Here is a 19,679-nt window from a genome sequence, read left to right as displayed (position 1 = left end):
CGCGGGGCCGCGAACCCGCCCATACGCTCCCAAAGTGACGTCCTCCCTGTTCCGGGGGCGCCCCCGGCACGCCACGGCGCACATACGCGTGCGGGTCGCGCACGCGCTCGTCGGCGCGGTCGCCGGGGCGGGCTGGCTGGCCCTCCCGGTCCTCGCGGCGCAGGAGCCGGCGACCGCGTCCCCTGACCGCACCGCCCGCGCCGCTCCCGCCATTCCCGCCGCTCCCCGGGACGACGAGTCTTCCGCCGTCGACCTGATCCTCCCCGTCGCCGTGCTCGGCACCGCCGGGGCGGTGGCCGCGTACGGCTACGTACGCAGGGGCCGCCGCGCGTCCGGCGCCGCCTCCTCGGCACCTGCCGCCCCCACCCCGGCCGAGTCCGACCGCCGGGCCCGCGCGGCCCTGGTCGAGGCGGACGACAGCGTGCGGGCGAGCGAGGAGGAGCTGCCCTTCGCGGCCGCGCTCCTGGACGAGCGCGCCCTCGCCCCCTTCCGCCACGCGGTCCACACCGCCCGCACGGAACTCTCCGCCGCCTTCGCCCTGTGGCACCGGTACGAGGAGGGCGAGCCCCGCGACCTGGGCGACCGCGGGCAGACCCTGGCCGGGGTCGTCGGCCGGTGTGCGGAGGCGGGGCGGGTGCTGGACGCGCGGGCTGGGGAGCTGGACCGGCTGCGCTGGGCCGAGGTGGGCCCGGCCCTCGGGGTGGCGGAGGGGGCGTTCCGCCGGCTTACGGCACGGGCGGCGGGCGCGCGGGCCACGGTGGCGGACCTGGGCGAGCGGTACGGGCCGGCGGCCGGCGCGCGGGCCGCCGGGTGCGCCGAAGAGGCCATGGACCGGCTGGTGTTCGCCACCGCCCGGCTGAACGAGGCCCGCCGTGCCGCCGACTCGGGCGAGCGGGGGCGCGCGGTACGTCAGCTCCGGGCCGCCGAGGGCTCGGTGGCGCAGGCCGGGATCCTGGTGGCGGGGGCGGACCGCACGGCTCGTCGGCTGCGGGAGGCGGCGGCACTGGTACCGGCCGCGCTGACCGGGGCGGAGGCGGTGCTGACGCGGGCGCGGGCGACGGACACACCGGTGCCGTCGGGGGCCGACGACACCCTGGCCGCCGTACGTGCGGAGCTGACGGCGGGCCCGTACGACCCGCTGGACGCGCTGCGCCGGATCACCCGCGCCCTGGTCCGGCTGCCGGGGGCGCGCAGCGGGGTGCTGGACACGGCGGCCGAGCTGGTGGCGCGGGCCGCCCTCGGCGAGGCGGAGGACTTCGTCGCGGTGCACCGGGGCGCGGTGGGCACCGATCCCCGCTCCCTCCTCGCGGCCGCCGTACGCACCCTCGCCGCCCCCCACCCCGTCGAAGCCGCCGTCCTCGCCCGCCGGGCCCTGGAACTGGCCGAACGGGACGTACGGGCGCACGGCCTGCCGGAGTCAGGCACCGAGGGGACCACCGGGGCGGTCCTCGGCGGGGTGCTGCTCGGCGCGGAGCCGGACGGGGGCCCGCCGGTGGCGTTCGGCGGCCCGGAGACCCGCCGACGGTTCAGAACAGGCTGAGCAGGGCCTCCGCCGGGTCGGTCAGGGGGCTGTCGGCGCCGGGGAGCGGCAGCTCGAACCAGACCGTCTTGCCGCGCGGGGTGCGGCGGGAGCCCCAGGCGGCGCTGAGCAGGCCGACCAGTTGCAGGCCCCGTCCGCCCTCGTCGGTGTCGCGGGCACGGCGCCTGCGGGGCTGGACCAGACCGGCGTCCCACACCTCGCACACCAGGGTGCGGTCCAGCAGCAGCCGGAGCCTGATCTCGCCCTCTCCGTACCGCAGGGCGTTGGTCACCAGCTCGCTGACCAGGAGCTCCGTGGTGTCGACCAGGGGTTCCAGGTCCCAGCTCAGCAGTTGCGCCCGCGCGTACTCGCGGGCCCGGCCCACGCTGCGCGGCTCGCGGGGCAGCGTCCAGTCGCCGACCGACTCGGTGGGCAGGCCCTGGACGCGGGCCATGAGCAGCGCGATGTCGTCCTCGCCGTGCCGGGTGTCCAGGCTGTTCAGGACGTGGTCGCAGACGTCCTCCAGGGGGCGGGAGGGGTCGGTGAGCGCCTGCACGAACGCCTGGAGCCCTTCGTCCAGCGGGTGGTCGCGGGACTCGACCAGACCGTCGGTGTAGAGGGCGAGCAGGGCGCCTTCGGGCAGCTCGACCTCCACCTCCTCGAACGGCTCGCCGCCCACGCCCAGGGGCATGCCGGGCGGCACGTCCAGCATCAGCGCGGCCTCGCCGGGCTCCACCAGCACCGGCGGCAGATGGCCGGCGTTGGCGAAGGTGCAGCGCCGGGTGACGGAGTCGTAGACCGCGTACACACAGGTGGCGAGGTAGACCTCGCACAGGTCGGCGTCGCGCGGCTGGCGGGCGGCGCGGGTGGCCTGCTGGACGCCGCCGGGGGTGCCGAGGCCCCGGGCGATCTCGTCCAGCGCGGAGAGCACCTCGGCCGGTTCGAGATCGAGCAGGGCCAGGGTGCGTACCGCCGTACGGAGTTCACCCATCGCCACGGCCGCGCGCAGGCCGCGTCCCATCACGTCGCCGACCACCAACGCCGTGCGGTGGCCGGGGAGTTCGATGACGTCGAACCAGTCGCCGCCGACCTCCGTGGCCGCGTTGCCCGGCAGGTAGCGGCAGGCGATGTCCAGGCCGGACGCCTCGGGGTCGCCGGGCGGGAGCAGGGACCGCTGGAGTATCAGCGCGCGTTCGTGCTCGCGGCGGTAGAGCCGGGCGTTGTCGATGCAGACGGCGGCGCGCGCGGCCAGCTCCACCGCGAGGTCCCGGTCGCGGTCCCCGAACGGCTCGCTGCCCTTGGTGCGGGCGAACTGCACGATGCCCACCACGGTGTCGTGCGCGACCATCGGCACGGCGAGCGTGGACTGCACCAGGCCGCCCTCCTCGGCGGGCACCCGCTGCGGCCGGGCGGTGCGCAGGGCGTCCGCGCACGGGGAGTTGAACGGGAAGCGGTGCACCGCGCCCAGTTCCACCCGCTCCCCCGAGCCGCCGAAGGGGGCGTCGGAGACGGCGCTGGCGAAGGCGACCCGGCGCAGTTCCGCGCTGCCGTCGGCCAGCTTGGGCGGGGCCTCGTCGCCGGTCAGCAGGGCTTGGTAGAGGTCGACGGTGGCCAGGTCGCAGAAGCCGGGGACGACCACGTCGAGAAGTTCGCGGGCGGTCGTCTCCAGGTCGAGCGAGTTCCCTATGCGGGCGCCTGCCTCGTTGAGCAGCGCGAGGTTGCGCCGCGCGGAGGCGGCCTCGCGGGCGGCCTCGCGCCGGGCGGTGATGTCGGTACCGAGCCAGGCCACGCCGATGGGGCGCCCGCTGCCGCTGTGCACGCGGTAGAGGTTGATGGACCAGTGCCGGCGCTCGTCGGAGTCCGGCACGAAGCCGGTGACGTGCATGTCCGTGATGGACTCGCCGGACTCCAGCACCCGGCGCATGGTGGCCGAGACCCGGTCGGCCTCGGCGCGCGGCAGATAGTCGTGGACGCCCTTGCCCCGGTGGTCGTCCGGAGTGCCGCCGAAGATCGACGCGAACCGGGTGTTGGCCCGCCGCACCCGGAGATCGGTGTCGATCAGCAGGAACCCGAAGGGAGATTGGCCGAATATCGCCTGCGAGGCCGCGAGGTCGGTCTCGATGCTGCGCAGGGTCCGCACGTCCACCACGATGCAGACGGCGGCCTTGTCGCCCTCGGCGGTGCGGGTGGGCATGACGTAGACCTCCGCCATGCCCTCCTCGCCGCGCGAGCCGTCCTCGCCGTCCGGGACGCGGAAGGGGACCACGCCGGTCCACTCCCGCCCGTCCAGGATCTCGGCCATCTTCCGCTGGCCGCGACTGCGCAGGTCGGGGTCGACGAACGCCTCGATCGGGTCGAGCCCCACGGCCCGGTGTGCGGGGATGCCGAAGAGCTGTTCGGCGCGCAGGCTCCACTGCTCGATCAGCCCGCCGGGACTGAGGGAGAAGGACGCGACCTTTATGTAGTCGTACATCGAGCCGGGCGGACTGCTCTGCCACATGTCAGCGGGGGCCGCCTCCTCGGCGGCCCGGCTCCTCGCGCCGCCCGACGGGTCCTCGGACTCCGTGGCCTTCGCTGGTATCTCGCTCACGCGAACCGTCCCCTCCAGCTCACCGCGTCCGGCACCGGTCACCGGGGGCGGCTGCCCGCAGTATCCAGCACTACGGCGCCGCACAACACGGTGTTCACGATCACAGCTCGGTACGGGTGCCTTCCGGCCCGCGCTGCGACAACACTTCCAGTCTTCTAACCAGCGAACACGGCCTCGAACCACGCGCCCGGCAACGCGCTTGCGCACCGGGGCACGAGCCGACCCACGCGGGGGCGCGCGCACCCCGTCCGTACCCCCGGCTCACCCCGCCGTGCCCCTGATGCACCCGCCCGCGCTCCGGGTCGTGGGGCGCGGGCGGGCATCATTCGGGGATCGCCAGTTCGAACCACACGGTCTTGCCGCTGCCGCCGGGCCGGGTGCCCCAGCGGGCGGAGGAACCGGCGACGAGCGCCACTCCCCGCCCGCTCTCGTCCTCGGGCCGGGCGATCCGCTCGCGCGGCGGGTCCGGCACCTGGTCGGAGACCTCCACCAGCAGCGCCCCGCCGTCCCCCACCGAGCGCACCAGACGCAGCCCGATCGGGCCGTCCGCGTGCCGCAGGGAGTTGGTCACCAGCTCACTGACCAGCAATGCCGTCAGATCGGCGAGGGAGTCCAGATGCCAGCGGCCCAACTGGCCCCGGACAGCGGCACGGGCCGCGCGCACCGCGCCGGGTTCCGAGGGGAAGGTCCACTCGGCGCAGTCGCCCTCGGTGTCGAACACGCCGATCACTTCCCAGGCAGCGAGCCCACCCATGTCCGATTTCATGGGGTTACTGGCCACATACCCGGTATGAGGGGAGCGGTACCGCGCGGACCGGGGCACTGTGGCACGAACGGCGTACAGCGTCCGGCGGCCGGCCGGGCCACCCCTCGCGGGCTCGGCCGAGGAGCACGGGGGCGTGACGGGGTACCGCCGGCCCGGCCTCGGCTCCGTACGCCGGGCGACGCATCCGGTACGCCGGTCAGCGCGCCTGTGCGCCGAGGCGGGCGGCGATCTCGCGGACGGCCGGGACGTCCTGGTCGAGCCAGGGCACGTCCCAGAGGCGGTCGGGGGTGAGCCAGCGCAGTTCGTCGTGGTCCTGGAGGGCCTCGGGTCCGGGGGAACCCGGACGGAGCCGGGCGGTCCACACCCACAGCACGTAAGGGTTCCTCAGGGGCCACTCCCCCGGTACACGTTCGACCGCCTCGGCGTCGACGCCGAGTTCCTCGCGCAGTTCGCGCACGAGGGCGTCGTCGGGCCGCTCGCCGGGCTCGACCTTGCCGCCCGGCAACTCCCAGCGCCCGGCCAGCTCCGGGGGCGCGCTGCGCCGCGCGGCGAGGAGCCGGTCCCCGTCGAGCAGGGCGGCTCCCACCACCACGATCCGTTCGGTCATGGTCCGGAGCCTACGGGAGCACGCCCGTGGTCAGTTGCGCGTGCTCTCGCCGTGCTGGCTCACGCGTTCCACACAGTAGAGCTGCCTGTGCCCGCGGCCGTCGAGACTGTCGGCGATCTTCTGGGCTTCCGCCCGCGTCGCGTACCGGCCGACCCGGTAGCGATTGCCGTTGTCGTCCTGACGTATGACGAGCCAGGGCAGAACGACCGCACCCTCGTTCATCGCCCCCACCGTTTCCCTTCCCGTGCCCCTAAGCACCCGCCCCACCCGCTTTCCGCTCCGGGGCCCCAAGGTGTCCCGCCTGAGGAAACCGCAATACGCATATGCCCGAGCGTACGCCCAACCTTCACACAGCGGATACGGCTTTTCACGAAGAGGTACGCAACCGGCCAGAACGCAGGGGGGCGCACGGAATCGGACGCGCCGCACGGGGCGGCGATCCGCACAAAGGGGTCCGACCGCCGCCCACCAGGGGCGACGGTCGGATCGCCGCGGAGCCACGGCGGGAAGCGCGGGAGCCGTACGCCGGGGTACGCCCCCGGGGAGCGCGTCCCCTGTGCGCTACCTCACGATGCGGCGTCAGCGCACGGAGAGGTGGTACGCGACCTGGTAGCGGTCGGCCGGGATGACGACGTCCGCGGTCTCCACCGGGCGGCCCGACGCGTAGTAGGTGCGCTGGATGACGAGGACGACATGGCCGGGAACGCCCCCGAGCAGGAGGAGTTCCTCCGCGAGGCCGGGGCGGGCGCCGACCTCCTCGGTGACGTTGTCCACGATCACGTCGATCGCGCGCATCCGCTCCACCACGCCCATCCCGCCCAGCGGGCCCTCCTCGGGCAGCATGACCGGGGTGCGGCCGGTCACGGCGAGCGGCTCCCAGGAGGTGGAGAGCATCATCGGCTCCCCGGCGTCCCGGAACAGGTACTTCGTACGCATCACCCGCTCTCCCGGCTCGATCCCCAGCCGCTCCGCGACCCCGGCCCCGGCCTCGGCGCGCTCGCTGCTGGACTCCCAGGTGCCGCGCGCGGTCGCGTCGGCCTGCTCCTGCCGGAAGGGGGTGGCGCCCCCCGAGGGGCGGTACCCCGAGCGCGCCACACTGCGCGGCACCGGACGCTCGCGCACATACGTCCCCGAGCCGGACCGCCCCTCGACCAGCCCCTCGGCCATCAGCACCTTGCGGGCCTCCAGCGCGACCGTGTCCGAGACGCCGTACTCCTCGCGGATACGGGCCTGCGACGGGAGGCGGGTATGGGGCGGCAGTGAACCGTCGACGATCTTCTGGCGGAGATCACCCGCCACACGCAGGTACGCCGGCTGCTCACCGAATGTCACTGGCCGCTCCCATCAGGTTGTACAGACAGCAACAGCGTGGCAACCGTGGGTTGTGCCATGCAAGCAAAGGCCAAAGAATCACTCGATGTGATGACGAGGAGTGGCGCACACCCGGGTCCAGCAACTTTCTCCCAAGGCCGGTGGCCTTCTCCGGCCATGACTCCCCCGCTGGGCCGTGATCACACCTCGGCGCCGCCGCCCGCCGCGCCGTCGCCGGTCCCCGGGGAGCCGGAGCCGGGAGGGGTGGTCGCCGGCTTCAGCGACTCGCGGGCCGGGATGTCGGCTGCCGGGTCGATCAGGGCGGAGCCGGCGTCGTAGGGGGCGTGGGGGTTGGGCGACCCGTAGGGGGCGGGTGACCCGTAAGGGGGCGGCGTCCCGTAGGGGTTGGGCCCCCGTAAGGGGCCTGCGGGCCCTGCCGGTCCGGCTGGGACTCTCCGGGCGGGGCGCCCGCGGGTTGCGGGGAGAGCTCTGACGGGCCTTCGGGCTCGCCGGGTTCGCGGGCAGGGGACATGGACACCGCTACCGTTTCCGGGACGAGTTGCGCCAGCGGGGGCGGACGAGGAGGCTCGGGCGGGCTACCGTACGAATGCGCGCATGATAAGCGGGTCCGGACAAGACCGGAAAACGGATTCGGCACCCGAACGGGCGGCGCGCGGAACGGACATGGGGGCGGGGCGTGGGGGACGGAATGAGCGGCGCCGGCATACGGGCGGTCAACGGCCTCACCGCGCGGTGGGCGCGGACGGTCGCGGCGGACGACGGGACGGTGTTCTCGGCGGCCGGCGTGTGGCCGCTGCTGGCCTTCTTGGCGGACGGCGCGGCCGGCCAGGCGCGGGCGGATCTCTCGGAGGCGCTGGGCGCCCCCGCGGACGTGGCGGCTTCGGCGGCCCGCCAACTCCTCGCGGAGATGGCCTCGGTGACCGGCCTGGACACCGCCCTCGGCCTGTGGACCCAGCAGTCGCTCCGCCTACGGGACGACTGGCTCGCGGGGCTTCCGGCGGGCACCCGCGGCACGTTCGGGGACGACCTGCTCACCGCGCAGGAGCGCCTGGACGCGTGGGCGGCCGAACGCACCGGCGGACTGGTCGAGCGGATGCCGCTGAAGCTGACGAGAGACGCGCAGGTGGTGCTGGCGAGCGCCCTCTCCCTGCGGACGACGTGGCGCCAGCCCTTCACCGAGATGCCGCTGCGCCCGGAGCACGGGCCGTGGCAGGGCCGTACGCTGCTGGGTCTGTTCCGCAGGTCGGTACGGCCGGACCGGGTGGGCGTGGCCGCGACCCCGGAGGGCCATGTCACCGCCCTGACGGTGCCCGGCGACAACGGCATCGACATCCACCTCGTGCTCGGCGAGGAGGGCATGACCCCGGGTCAGGTCATCGGGGCCGGCGTGGGCCTGGTCGAGCGCACGCTCCCGGTCACCGAGGGCGGCCGTCTGCCCCTGGGCCACGTGGGGCCGGGCCTGCACGTGGAGCAACGTCCGTCCGCGAGCCCGGAACCGGTCGCCCTGGACGTCCGCACGGTGGCCTACGAGGTCCGCGCCGACCACGACCTGCTGGCCGACCCGTCCCTCTTCGGCCTCCCCACCACCCCGCACGCCCACTTCCCCGGCATCTCGGACACCCCCCTGACGATCGGCGCGGCCCGCCAGTCGGCGGTGGCCCAGTTCAGCGCGAAGGGCTTCAGGGCGGGAGCGGTGACGGCGGTGGCCGCGACCCCGGGCAGCGCCCCACCCCAACTCCCGCACACCACCACGGTCCTCAGCCTCACCTACGACCGCCCCTTCGCCTTCCTCACCACCACCCGCTCCCCCCGCCTCCTCCTGACCACCGGCTGGGTGACAGCCCCCACCCCGTACCCGGCCATGCACCTCACCCCTGCGAGCACCTCATGAGCAAGCGCCTGATCTCCCTGTACGCGGCGGTACTGGTGGCCCTGAGCCTCGCCGCGTCCCTCCCCTTCGACGCGGTCGAGTACCCGGCCACCGCCCTGTGGACCCTCCTCACCATGCCGTCGTCGGTCGTGGCGGCCGTCGCGTGGATGGCCGCGAGCACCCTGCTGCCCTCCACATTCGACCCGGGCCCGACCGCCTCCGCCCTCCTCACCCTGACCTTCCACCTGGCGGCAGGCGCCCTCAACATCGGGGCGTTGCTGCTCATCAGGAAGGCATGCGCGAGGTGCCGGCTCCTGGTCCGCGCGTGAGCGGCCCGACGCCCGCGCGCTGACCGGGCCGCGAAGGGAAACGCGCCAGCCCCTCACGGCTGGGGCACATAGCCGCACCGGCCTGTCGGAGGCGGCTGCTTTCATGGCGTCATGAGCACCGTGCGCGAGATCGCCGCCCTTCTGCCCGCCCCCTCCGAACTCCGGGCGCACCTGCGTGCATTGGCCGTTCTCGAGGCAGCCATCTGCGACGATCCGGAGTTCTGTCAGTACACCTTTGACCCCGCCTGGGGCCCCGGAGAAGAGGCGGCGCTGATGGACAACGGGTCGGGGGACGACTTCTCCGTGCTCTTCACCCCGGCAGGCGTGCTCATACGCGGGTTCGACCACGAGTCGGAGATGAGTCCGTACGGGACGGAGGACGAGCAGGTCTGGCCCGGCGTCATGGACGACGTGCCCGCCTCGCTGCGCCCGCTGCTGGACGAGCCCGCGTTCTACGACGACGACCTCGACACTCCCCGGATCACCGCCTGCCTCTGGTGGGAAACCGGTGACACCGCCTGGCGCACCGGATCGGCCATCGCCTTCCCCGACGGCAACGAGGACCCGGACGGCTCCGGCTTCCTCTTCCGTCTCCTCGTCGACCGTTCCCCGGACACCGTCCGGGCCCACTTCGAGGACTACTACGAGCGCCCGGTCCCGGTGGACGCCGTACGCCATGTGCTCGCCGGACATGCCCTCACCGCTGCGACGGCCCTGGCCCTCAACCCGGCCGCCCTCGCCGACGACGCTCTGCTCCAGCGGATCGCCGCGCAACCGGAGGCAGCCGCGTTCCTCGCCGGGGACGGCGAGTTCGACGTCACCCGCACCGACCCCATCGAGTCGATCGTCCTGCCCAACGGCCTCCCGGTGGAGCCGGTGGCCGGCTGCAACGCGGGCGGAACCCACTATCTCTGCGGCCCGGCACTGCCCGGCAGCGCTCGTCCTGTCCTCTACACCGACTCCGAGGGCCGGGCCTCCCTCATCGCGGAGTCCCTCGCCGAGGCCCTGACCCTCGCCGTCGTCCTGCCCTCCTGGCACGACGCACTGTCCGGGTTCCGGCCCCCGGCACTCAACGCCGACTACCTCGACGACCACCCGGACCACCCGCCGTCCAGGACCGCCTCCTCGCCGCGCTCGGCCTCCCCCAGGCCACCGAGCGGCAGGTCCTGGACCGCCTCCTCACCACCGCCGCCCGCACCGTCCCCGACGGATTCCTCCCCCGCACACCGGACGAGGAGGAACCCACCTTCGAGCCACTGCTCCGCCTCTCCGCTTCCGCCGGTTAGACCAGACGCCACGCGCACGGCTAAGGATGTGGGTCGCGCCGTTACGCACAGCCCGCGCCGCCTGACGACTGATGCGCTCGCCTCCACGAGCAGCGAGGGCACCAGGAGCAGCTGCGGTCACGGCACCACGGCTGCTACTGCCACAAGTCCGCTCCATCGCGCCCACTCGGGTCCATGGCCAAGAGATCTTCGTGCAGCCCGGAGAGGGCTCGCCCCGTCGGGGTGCCGTCTTCCGCTGACTCCATGACGAGCCAGCCGGCATCGATGCCCCATCCGTTCACATCACTCCCGGAGTCGAGCTCATCGAGCGTTGCGAACACCGCCTCATAGGCGACCGCTCGCGCCAGGCGAACGAGATCCTCCTTGTTCGCCCCAGCAGCAAGGAGCCGCTGGGCAACAGGAAGTTGATCGATAGCATCCGGGGCGGCCCAACCGCCGATCGGACCGCGCCACAGACTTCGCAGCAGCATGAACCGCGCGAGGTGTGGAAGGTCCTCACAGATCTCCGACTTGGCCCAGTCGCCGGCATCGGCTACGCCGAGAGCCTCGAATCGGGCGCGCAGCGACTCCGCTGTCGCCCTTCCACGCGCGTCCAGAGGGTCCAGCCAGGCCTGCCACTCGTTTGAGGATTCACTCACCGCGACAGCATGCCCGACGTGTATCTCGGCTGGAGATCCGCCAGCACTATCGGCAGCTTGGCAGCCCAAGCCGATCCGGCGGGCCAGGTCCCCAGGGCGGGTGGCTGCCTGCTGGTAGCCCGCTTGGAGGTGGCGGCGGCTTCTCCGGCCGCAGCGGCCGTTGTTGTGGCCTCGCTGTCCGTGCCACTGGCGCGGCACCGCAAGGCGGGGACGGGTCCTGGCGGCCCGCCTGCGCGAAGGCCGGCATAGCGAAGGGCACCGGACCCCACGCCCTCCGGCACCACTACGCCAGCCTGCCGACGCCCAGCCGCAGGTCGACGAGGCGGCGTAGCCGCCACCCCCGCGCGTTGACCGAAGTCAGCGCACGGGGGGCTCTGCGCGGACAGCAAAGGCCGCCCAACCCGCTCCACCGCAGGTCAGACGGCCTTTCGCCGCACATATCAGACGTTGAACCGGAACTCCACGACATCCCCGTCCCGCATCACATACTCCTTGCCCTCCATCCGCGCCTTCCCCTTCGCGCGGGCCTCCGCGACCGAGCCCGTCTCGACGAGGTCCTCGAAGGAGATGACCTCCGCCTTGATGAAGCCCTTCTGGAAGTCGGTGTGGATGACGCCGGCCGCCTCGGGGGCGGTGGCCCCCTTGGGGATGGTCCAGGCGCGGGACTCCTTGGGGCCGGCCGTGAGGTAGGTCTGCAGGCCGAGGGTGTTGAAGCCGACGCGGGCGAGGGTGGCGAGGCCGGGCTCCTCGGCGCCGACGGACTCCAGGAGCTCCATCGCGTCCTCCTCGTCCAGCTCCGCGAGGTCCGCCTCCAGCTTGGCGTTGAGGAAGATCGCCTCGGCCGGGGCGACCAGCGCGCGCTGGGCGTTCTTGAAGTCCTCGTCGGTCAGCTCGTCCTCGTCCACGTTGAAGACGTAGAGGAAGGGCTTGGTCGTCAGCAGGTGCAGGTCGTGCAGCAGCTCTGCCCGCTCCGAGCCCTGGAGGATGCCCTGGGAGGACAGGGTGTCGCCCCGCTCCAGGATCTCCTTCGCCTCCTCGACCGCCTTCACCTTCGGCGCGACGTCCTTCTTGATCCGGGACTCCTTCTGGAGGCGCGGCAGGACCTTCTCGATGGTCTGGAGGTCGGCGAGGATCAGCTCGGTGTTGATCGTCTCGATGTCGTCCTTCGGCGAGACCTTGCCGTCGACGTGCACGACGTTCTCGTCCTTGAAGGCGCGGATGACCTGGCAGATCGCGTCGGACTCGCGGATGTTCGCCAGGAACTTGTTGCCCAGGCCCTCACCCTCGGAGGCGCCGCGCACGATGCCCGCGATGTCGACGAAGTCCACCGTCGCCGGGAGGATGCGCTCCGACGAGAAGATCGACGCGAGCTGTGCCAGGCGGCCGTCGGGGACACCCACCACGCCGACGTTCGGCTCGATCGTGGCGAACGGGTAGTTGGCCGCCAGCACGTCGTTCTTGGTCAGGGCGTTGAACAGGGTCGACTTGCCGACATTGGGCAGGCCGACGATTCCGATCGTGAGCGACACGTTGCGACTTCCCGTAGAGGAGTGGGCCAGGGGCTGCCAGGGCCCAGGGGACACCGGCCGATCCACCAGTTTACGGCGTCCGCGCGGGGCAATTAGCGGGAGCGTCCCCCGTCCGGCCGGACTGACCCCCCGGACATGTCTTCGGCGTGTCTGAAGGGCGATTCGGCACATAAACAGACCTAAGTTGGTCCAGTGGAGCAACACAGAACGCGACCTCCGAAAGACGGGCCGCGACGCGGCACACCCACGCCCGCGCACCTTCCGCCCCAGGCCCGGCGCGGTCCGGACGCCGCGCGCGGCGCGGCCGGGGTACCCGTCGCGGCCCGCCGCGGACCCGAGGCCGTACGCGGCCCCGCGGCCGAACCGGGCTCCGCGCCCGGCGCCCGGCGCTTCCCGAACCCCCGGCTCACGGGGCTCGGCGGCGGTTTGTTCTGCGTGGCCGCGATGCTGCTGCTCGGCGCGCTGGACGCCCTGCTGTTCGGCTCGTCCCTGATCGCCTACGGGGTGCTGTTCCTGCCCGTGTGCGTCCTCACCGCGCTCTGGGTGCGCCCCGGCGACCTGCTGACCGCCCCCGTCGCCCTGCCGATCGCCTTCGGCGCCGGCCTCTTCCCGGTCGCCGACGGCAGCGCGGGCTTCCTCGGCTCCCTGATGGGCGTCTTCACCGGCCTCGCCACCCAGGCGGGCTGGCTGTACGGCGGGACGCTGATCGCCGGGGTCATGGTCCTGGTGCGCCGGGTGCGCTGGATCCGCGGCAGACGACGCCGTCCGTAGCGCCACGTGGGCCGGAGTGGGACCGGCCCTACAGCTGTTCCCCCCTGCTGGGTCGTTCCGGAGGGTGCCTCCCGCCGCCGTCCTTGACGTCCACCGCGCAGGTGCGTCGGTCGTGGGACTGGTCATCGGGGATGAACAGCACTCCGGCAACCCGCTCCGGGTGCTCGACGGCGAGCCAGTCGTCGCCCGTGCGGGGATCGGCGGCCGGTCCGAACGCCTGGGACGCCTCGACCGTCCGGCACCCCAACGCCACGCGCTTCTTGTCGACCGCGCAGGCGTCCACCGCGGGGTCGGCGTTCTCGCCGGCGCCGTCGAAGCGGAAGCGGAAGTGGACCTGATCACCTGCCGAGGGCACCTGCGGGTGGGGCTCGAGGCGCCAGTCGACGAGTACGGCGGTGACGCCGAGGGGCCGCCCGTCCGTGTCCACGACCTGCACCCTGGCTCCGGGCGTACCGCGCTCCGCCGTCGTGTCGGTGCAGCCCCAGGAGGAGCAGCCGGACAGGGCGAGCAGCGCCAGGGTCACCGGGGCGACGGCGCACATCCGTGCGGGTATCACTGAGACGACCTCCGGTCGGGGTGGGGCGGGGCAGCGTGTCCCGGTGCCGGGCAGCTGCCCCGGCCCCCTACTGCTCCGCCGAAGCCCGCTGCTCCGCACGCATCGCCGCGCCCACGATGCCCGCGTTGTTCTGGAGCTGGGCCGGGACGATCTCGGCCTTGATCCCCTTGATGTGCGGGAGGAACTTGTCGGCCTTGCGGCTCACCCCGCCACCGATGATGAACAGCTCGGGCGAGAAGAGCATCTCCAGGTGCGCGAGGTACTTCTCGACCCGCCGCGCCCAGTGCTCCCAGGTGAGGTCGGCGTCCTCCTTGGCCTTGCTGGACGCCTTCTTCTCCGCGTCGTGGCCGTTCAGCTCCAGGTGGCCCAGCTCGGTGTTGGCGACCAGCACGCCGTCGGTGAAGACCGCGCTGCCGATGCCGGTGCCGAAGGTGAGCACGATGACCGTGCCCCGGCGCCCGCGCCCGGCGCCGAACCGCATCTCGGCCAGGCCGGCCGCGTCCGCGTCGTTGACCAGCGTGACCGGGAGGCCACCCAGCTTCTCGCTGAACAGGGTGCGGGCGTCCGTGCCGACCCAGCTCTTGTCGACGTTCGCCGCCGTGAGGATGGTCGCGCCGTCCTGGACCACTCCGGGGAAGGTCAGCCCGACCGGGCCGGTCCAGCCGAAGTGGTCGATCACTTCCTTGACGCCGTGGGCGACGCCCTCGGGAGTCGCCGGATGCGGGGTGAGCACCTTGCAGCGCTCCTGGGCGAGATCGCCCTTGTCCAGGTCCACCGGGGCACCCTTGATGCCGGACCCGCCGATGTCCACGCCGAAGATCTGCATGGCCCCACGTTACGACGTACGACTGACGGTCACGCCCCGGGCGTACCGGTTCCGCCGCGTTCGGCCGCCAGGGCGGCGGCTTCCTCGCGCAGGTCGCGGCGGAGTTCCTTGGGCAGCGAGAAGGTGATGGACTCCTCGGCCGCCTTGACCAGCTCCACGTCGCCGTAGCCGCGCTCGGCCAGCCACTCCAGGACCTCCTCGACCAGGACCTCGGGCACCGAGGCGCCGGAGGTGACGCCGACCGTGGTGACGCCCTCCAGCCAGGCTTCGTCGATCTCGCCGGCGAAGTCCACCAGGTACGCCTCGCGGGACCCGGCGAGCTTGGCGACCTCGACGAGCCGTACGGAGTTGGAGGAGTTGCGCGAGCCGACCACGATGACCAGCTCGGCCTCGGCGCCCATCTGCTTCACCGCGAGCTGACGGTTCTGCGTGGCGTAGCAGATGTCGTCGCTGGGCGGGGAGACCAGACCGGGGAACTTCGCCTTCAGGGCGTCGACGGTCTCCATGGTCTCGTCCACGGAGAGCGTGGTCTGGGAGAGCCAGACGATCTTGGACGGGTCGCGGACCTCGACCTTGGCGACGTCCTCGGGGCCGTCGACGAGCTGGATGTGCTCGGGGGCCTCGCCGGAGGTGCCGATGACCTCCTCGTGCCCCTCGTGCCCGATCAGCAGGATGTCGTAGTCGTCCTTGGCGTAGCGGACGGCTTCCTTGTGGACCTTGGTGACCAGCGGGCAGGTGGCGTCGATGGTGGCGAGCCGGCCGCGCTTCGCCTCCTCGTGCACGGTCGGGGCGACGCCGTGCGCGGAGAACATCACGATCTGGCCCGGCGGCACCTCCTCCGTCTGCTCGACGAAGATCGCGCCCTTCTTCTCCAGGGTCTGCACGACGTACTTGTTGTGGACGATCTCGTGCCGGACGTAGATCGGGGCGCCGTACTGTTCGAGGGCCTTCTCGACGGCGATCACGGCGCGGTCCACACCGGCGCAGTAGCCACGGGGGGCGGCGAGCAGGACACGGCGGCCAGGCGAAGCGGTCATGCGTCCCATCGTAAGGCCGGGTGCCGGACCCCGTAGATCCCCCCAGGGGGGTGTCCCCGGCGCACCCCCGTTGTCGGCGGCGGCCGTTACCCTCGCCGCATGGCTGTGAACACATCGCCCGAGGCCCCGCTCCCGGTCGGGGAGGTCTCCCGGCTGATCGGACGCTGGATCGACCGGCTCGGCGCGGTGTGGGTGGAGGGGCAGATCACCCAGCTGTCGCGGCGGCCCGGCGCCGGGGTGGTGTTCCTGACCCTGCGCGATCCCTCGCACGACATCTCGGTGAGCGTTACCTGCTACCGGCAGGTGTTCGACGCGGTCGCGGACGTGGTCGGCGAGGGCGCGCGGGTCGTGGTGCTCGCCAAGCCGGAGTGGTACGCCCCGCGCGGCCAGCTCTCGCTGCGCGCCGCCGAGATACGGCCGGTGGGCGTGGGCGAGCTGCTGGCGCGGCTGGAGCAGCTCAAGAAGTCGCTGGCGGCGGAGGGGCTGTTCGCGGCCGACCGCAAGAAGCCGCTGCCCTTCCTGCCGCAGCTCATCGGGCTGGTGTGCGGCCGTGCCTCGGCGGCGGAGCGCGACGTGCTGGAGAACGCCCGGCACCGCTGGCCCGCCGTCCGCTTCGAGGTGCGCAATGTGCCGGTGCAGGGCGTGCACGCGGTGCCGCAGGTGGTCCAGGCGGTCAAGGAGCTGGACGCGCGGGACGACGTGGACGTCATCGTGGTGGCCCGCGGCGGGGGCAGCGTGGAGGACCTGCTGCCGTTCTCCGACGAGGAGCTGGTCCGCGCGGTGGCGGCCTGCCGCACGCCGGTGGTCTCGGCGATCGGGCACGAGCCGGACACCCCGTTGCTGGACCTGGTGGCCGACCTGCGCGCCTCCACCCCGACCGACGCGGCCAAGAAGGTCGTCCCGGACGTGGGCGAGGAGCTGGCGCGGGTACGGATGCTGCGCGACCGGGGCCGGCGGTGCGCCCACTCCCTGCTGGACCGGGAGGAGCGCGGGCTGGCGCACGCGCTGGCCCGGCCGGTGATGGAGCACCCGCACCGGATGCTGGACGAGCGGGAGGAGCAGGTGGAGGCGCTGCTGGGCCGCGCCCGGCGCACGCTGGGCCATCTGCTGGACCGGGCGGAGTCGGAGCTGACCCACACGCACGCGCGCGTGGTCGCCCTCTCCCCCGCGGCCACCCTCCGGCGCGGTTACGCGGTCCTGCAGAAGGAGGACGGCCATGTGGTCCGCGACCCGGCCGAGGTGACCGGGGGCGAGCCGCTGCGGGCCCGGGTGGCGGCGGGCGAGTTCGCCGTACGAGTCGATGTCGGCGGCGATGAATAGGGTGGGCGGATGAGCAGCAAGGTGGACGAGGCGCTCTCGTACGAGCAGGCGCGGGACGAGTTGATCGAGGTCGTACGGCGGCTGGAGGCGGGCGGTTCCACGCTGGAGGAGTCGCTGGCGCTGTGGGAGCGCGGCGAGGAGCTGGCCAAGGTGTGCCGGCGCTGGCTGGAAGGGGCGCGGGAGCGGCTGGACGCGGCGCTCGCGGAGGAGGCGGAGGAGGAAGAGGGCGAGTAGCGGGCCGGAGCGGCTTTGTTGAAACTTGAACTTCTTTGGCGTAGGGTCGGCTTCGTCACCAGGTCCCGCACCACGGACCGCACGCGCACCTCAGGAAGTCACAGATGTCTCTCGTTCTCGACCCGGCCGCCCAGGACCTGCTGTTCCGCGAGGCCCGCACCGCGAACTCCTTCACCGACGAGCCGGTGACCGACGAGCAGGTCCGGGCGATCTACGACCTGGTCAAGTACGGCCCGACCGCCTTCAACCAGACCCCGCTGCGGATCACCCTGGTCCGCTCCCCCGAGGCCCGCGAGCGCCTGGTCGGGCACCTGGCCGAGGGCAACCGCGCCAAGACCGCCGCGGCCCCGCTGGTGGCGATCCTCTCCGCGGACAACGAGTTCCACGAGGAGCTGCCGGCCCTGTTCCCGGCGTTCCCGCAGGCCAAGGACGCCTTCTTCGCCGAGCGCCCGGTCCGTGAGCGCTCCGCCGCGCTGAACGCCGCGCTCCAGGCCGCCTACTTCGTCGTCGGCGTCCGCGCCGCCGGCCTGGCCGCGGGCCCGATGACCGGCTTCGACGCCGAGGGGGTCCGCAAGGAGTTCCTGGACGACGACCACGCCCCGCTGATGATCGTCAACATCGGCCGCCCGGCCGCCGACGCCTCGCACCCGCGCGGCCCGCGCCTGTCCTACGACGACGTCGTCACGACCGTCTGAGCAGCACCCTCCCGCCGCCCCACGGCGGACGCGAAGGCCCCCGGAATGCGCTTCCGGGGGCCTTCGCGCATCGTGAGAGGGGACCCCTACGCCATCTTGAGCGCCGAGGCCATGGTGGTGAGGCGGTCGAAGGAGGCGGTGCCCGACACCACCGTGGTGGAACCGGGGGTGCCCTCCAGGACGAGGGCGTCGTAGCGGCCGCCGGAGTACCGGGTCCAGGTGCGGCCGTCGATCCTCTCGGTCTTCTTGGTCGCCGAGGAGCCCTGAGTGGCCTGCTCGATGAAGTCGGAGCGCTTCTGGGTGGACTGCTCGACCTGCACGTACTGGCCCTCGGGGTCCTCGAAGCCGAGGTGCCAGCGGTCGGACTCCTCGCCGCGGAAGCGGACGGAGGTCGCCTTCCAGGTGTCCGGCAGCCCCTCGGGGGCCGCCACCGGGTAGCTCACGGCCCTGCGCGCCGTGGTCGTCTCGACCGTGTAGTCGACCCGCGGGAGGTCGGGCTTGTGGTCGTCGTGCGGGACGAAGACGTAGATGACCGCCGCCGCGATACCGATCAGGGCCAGGGAAAGGATCATGTCCCGGACCGTCTTCTGCTTGCCGTTCGAACCTGCCACGCCTCCTATGGTCTCAGGTGCCCTCCGCGCTCATCCGTGGGGCCCCCTGCTCATTTTGTAAGCCCGGCGATAGAGTCACCTCATACTCATCCGGCCGTCGTCGTATCAGAAAGGTGCGCTCCGATGACCGAGCATCATCTGCCGTCCGAACTCGATGTCCCCTCCGAGGCCCCCGACCGCAACCTCGCCCTGGAACTGGTCAGGGTCACCGAGGCCGCGGCCATGGCCGCGGGCCGCTGGGTCGGCCGCGGCGACAAGAACGGCGCCGACGGCGCCGCCGTGCGCGCCATGCGGACCCTCGTCTCCACCGTCTCGATGAACGGCGTCGTCGTCATCGGCGAGGGTGAGAAGGACGAGGCGCCGATGCTCTTCAACGGGGAGCAGGTCGGCGACGGGACGGGCCCCGAGGTCGACATCGCCGTCGACCCGATCGACGGGACCACGCTGACGGCGAAGGGCATGGCGAACGCGATCGCCGTGCTGGCCGCCGCCGAGCGGGGCGCCATGTTCGACCCGTCGGCCGTGTTCTACATGGACAAACTGGTCACCGGCCCCGAGGCGGCCGACTTCGTGGACATCGACGCGCCCGTGTCCGTCAACATCCGCCGGGTCGCCAAGGCGAAGCGGCGCACCCCTGAGGACGTCACGGTCGTCATCCTGGACCGGCCCCGGCACGAGGGCGTCATCAAGGAGATCCGGGACACCGGCGCGCGGATCAAGCTGATCTCGGACGGCGATGTGGCGGGGTCCATCCTGGCGCTGCGCGAGGGCACCGGCATCGATCTGCTGCTCGGCATCGGCGGCACCCCCGAGGGGATCATCTCCGCCTGCGCGGTGAAGTGCCTGGGCGGCACGATCCAGGGCAAGCTCTGGCCCAAGGACGACGAGGAGCGGGAGCGGGCGATCGCGGCCGGCCACGACCTGGACCGGGTGCTCACCACGGACGACCTGGTGAGCGGGGAGAACGTGTTCTTCGTGGCGACCGGGATCACCGACGGGGAGCTGATGCGGGGGGTGCGGTACCGGTCGGAGACCGCGACCACCGACTCCATCGTCATGCGGTCCAAGTCGGGCACCGTGCGGAAGATCGAGTCGGAGCACCGGCTCAGCAAGCTGCGGGCCTACAGCGCGATCGACTTCGACCGGGCGAAGTAGCGAGCCGG

At 72.7% G+C, this 19,679-nt stretch carries 19 protein-coding genes; 9 read left to right on the top strand and 10 right to left on the bottom strand.

The annotated features are described in order from the left end of the window. Positions 1 to 34 precede the first annotated feature (34 nt). Complete coding sequence (locus EV284_RS08680) at positions 35 to 1,540, top strand: hypothetical protein (RefSeq protein ID WP_130331989.1); 1,506 nt, start codon at positions 35 to 37, stop codon at positions 1,538 to 1,540. On the opposite strand, the gene EV284_RS08675 is transcribed toward EV284_RS08680, so the two are convergent. The 5 genes from EV284_RS08675 to EV284_RS08655 all read right to left on the bottom strand — a co-directional run bounded on the left by EV284_RS08675 (position 1,527) and on the right by EV284_RS08655 (position 6,814). Further along, positions 1,527 to 4,109, bottom strand: coding sequence for a SpoIIE family protein phosphatase (locus EV284_RS08675; protein WP_130331987.1), 2,583 nt, complete (start codon positions 4,107 to 4,109; stop codon positions 1,527 to 1,529). The two genes, EV284_RS08680 and EV284_RS08675, sit on opposite strands and share 14 nt — an antisense overlap. 322 nt (positions 4,110 to 4,431) lie before the next feature. Then, on the bottom strand, positions 4,432 to 4,863 hold the full coding sequence (locus tag EV284_RS08670) for an ATP-binding protein (protein WP_130331985.1): 432 nt from the start codon (positions 4,861 to 4,863) through the stop codon (positions 4,432 to 4,434). Positions 4,864 to 5,071: 208 nt separating this feature from the next. Beyond that, complete coding sequence (locus tag EV284_RS08665) at positions 5,072 to 5,482, bottom strand: (deoxy)nucleoside triphosphate pyrophosphohydrolase (protein WP_130331983.1); 411 nt, start codon at positions 5,480 to 5,482, stop codon at positions 5,072 to 5,074. Between the two features lie 30 nt (positions 5,483 to 5,512). After that, the gene (locus tag EV284_RS08660; protein ID WP_030807072.1) at positions 5,513 to 5,704 is read right to left on the bottom strand and encodes an SPOR domain-containing protein; all 192 of its coding nucleotides are present in this window, start codon (positions 5,702 to 5,704) and stop codon (positions 5,513 to 5,515) included. A 357-nt stretch (positions 5,705 to 6,061) separates the two neighbouring features. Then, positions 6,062 to 6,814 (bottom strand): GntR family transcriptional regulator, encoded by a 753-nt coding sequence (locus EV284_RS08655; protein ID WP_130331981.1) that lies wholly within the window; start codon positions 6,812 to 6,814, stop codon positions 6,062 to 6,064. A gap of 688 nt (positions 6,815 to 7,502) precedes the next feature. On the opposite strand from EV284_RS08655, the gene EV284_RS08650 reads away from it, so the two are divergent. The 3 genes from EV284_RS08650 to EV284_RS08640 all read left to right on the top strand — a co-directional run bounded on the left by EV284_RS08650 (position 7,503) and on the right by EV284_RS08640 (position 10,546). Beyond that, positions 7,503 to 8,705: a serpin family protein gene (locus EV284_RS08650; RefSeq protein WP_130331979.1), complete on the top strand. Its 1,203-nt coding sequence runs from the start codon at positions 7,503 to 7,505 to the stop codon at positions 8,703 to 8,705. Next, positions 8,702 to 9,013 (top strand): hypothetical protein, encoded by a 312-nt coding sequence (locus EV284_RS08645; RefSeq protein WP_130331977.1) that lies wholly within the window; start codon positions 8,702 to 8,704, stop codon positions 9,011 to 9,013. Before EV284_RS08650 ends, EV284_RS08645 begins: the two co-directional genes overlap by 4 nt. A gap of 111 nt (positions 9,014 to 9,124) precedes the next feature. Next, positions 9,125 to 10,546: a hypothetical protein gene (locus EV284_RS08640; protein WP_242625628.1), complete on the top strand. Its 1,422-nt coding sequence runs from the start codon at positions 9,125 to 9,127 to the stop codon at positions 10,544 to 10,546. Between the two features lie 831 nt (positions 10,547 to 11,377). On the opposite strand, the gene ychF is transcribed toward EV284_RS08640, so the two are convergent. Next, positions 11,378 to 12,466 carry a redox-regulated ATPase YchF gene (gene ychF / locus EV284_RS08630; RefSeq protein WP_031180998.1) on the bottom strand — a complete coding sequence of 363 codons (1,089 nt, stop codon included), beginning with the start codon at positions 12,464 to 12,466 and terminating at the stop codon, positions 11,378 to 11,380. A 192-nt stretch (positions 12,467 to 12,658) separates the two neighbouring features. On the opposite strand from ychF, the gene EV284_RS08625 reads away from it, so the two are divergent. After that, the gene (locus tag EV284_RS08625; protein ID WP_130331975.1) at positions 12,659 to 13,237 is read left to right on the top strand and encodes a DUF6542 domain-containing protein; all 579 of its coding nucleotides are present in this window, start codon (positions 12,659 to 12,661) and stop codon (positions 13,235 to 13,237) included. Between the two features lie 28 nt (positions 13,238 to 13,265). Here EV284_RS08625 and EV284_RS08620 read toward each other — a convergent pair whose 3' ends face one another. The 3 genes from EV284_RS08620 to EV284_RS08610 form a co-directional block, all read right to left on the bottom strand. Further along, positions 13,266 to 13,793, bottom strand: coding sequence for a hypothetical protein (locus EV284_RS08620; protein WP_207228973.1), 528 nt, complete (start codon positions 13,791 to 13,793; stop codon positions 13,266 to 13,268). Positions 13,794 to 13,860: 67 nt separating this feature from the next. Next, the gene (ppgK, locus tag EV284_RS08615; protein ID WP_130331973.1) at positions 13,861 to 14,619 is read right to left on the bottom strand and encodes a polyphosphate--glucose phosphotransferase; all 759 of its coding nucleotides are present in this window, start codon (positions 14,617 to 14,619) and stop codon (positions 13,861 to 13,863) included. A 29-nt stretch (positions 14,620 to 14,648) separates the two neighbouring features. After that, positions 14,649 to 15,665, bottom strand: a complete 1,017-nt coding sequence (locus EV284_RS08610; protein WP_130331971.1) for a 4-hydroxy-3-methylbut-2-enyl diphosphate reductase — start codon at positions 15,663 to 15,665, stop codon at positions 14,649 to 14,651. A 90-nt stretch (positions 15,666 to 15,755) separates the two neighbouring features. On the opposite strand from EV284_RS08610, the gene xseA reads away from it, so the two are divergent. The 3 genes from xseA to EV284_RS08595 all read left to right on the top strand — a co-directional run bounded on the left by xseA (position 15,756) and on the right by EV284_RS08595 (position 17,905). Continuing rightward, the gene (gene xseA / locus EV284_RS08605; protein WP_130331969.1) at positions 15,756 to 16,976 is read left to right on the top strand and encodes an exodeoxyribonuclease VII large subunit; all 1,221 of its coding nucleotides are present in this window, start codon (positions 15,756 to 15,758) and stop codon (positions 16,974 to 16,976) included. A 9-nt stretch (positions 16,977 to 16,985) separates the two neighbouring features. Next, positions 16,986 to 17,210: an exodeoxyribonuclease VII small subunit gene (locus EV284_RS08600; protein WP_030807037.1), complete on the top strand. Its 225-nt coding sequence runs from the start codon at positions 16,986 to 16,988 to the stop codon at positions 17,208 to 17,210. Positions 17,211 to 17,314: 104 nt separating this feature from the next. Continuing rightward, positions 17,315 to 17,905, top strand: a complete 591-nt coding sequence (locus EV284_RS08595; RefSeq protein ID WP_130331967.1) for a malonic semialdehyde reductase — start codon at positions 17,315 to 17,317, stop codon at positions 17,903 to 17,905. A gap of 86 nt (positions 17,906 to 17,991) precedes the next feature. Here EV284_RS08595 and EV284_RS08590 read toward each other — a convergent pair whose 3' ends face one another. Further along, positions 17,992 to 18,516, bottom strand: a complete 525-nt coding sequence (locus EV284_RS08590; RefSeq protein WP_130331965.1) for a DUF4245 domain-containing protein — start codon at positions 18,514 to 18,516, stop codon at positions 17,992 to 17,994. A 123-nt stretch (positions 18,517 to 18,639) separates the two neighbouring features. On the opposite strand from EV284_RS08590, the gene glpX reads away from it, so the two are divergent. Beyond that, positions 18,640 to 19,671 (top strand): class II fructose-bisphosphatase, encoded by a 1,032-nt coding sequence (gene glpX, locus EV284_RS08585; RefSeq protein WP_030807028.1) that lies wholly within the window; start codon positions 18,640 to 18,642, stop codon positions 19,669 to 19,671. The last annotated feature ends 8 nt before the right edge of the window (positions 19,672 to 19,679 follow it).

It is taken from the genome of Streptomyces sp. BK022 (assembly GCF_004217355.1).
Lineage (GTDB): Bacteria > Actinomycetota > Actinomycetes > Streptomycetales > Streptomycetaceae > Streptomyces > Streptomyces griseoluteus.
This window is presented reverse-complemented; position numbering and strand designations above follow the sequence as displayed.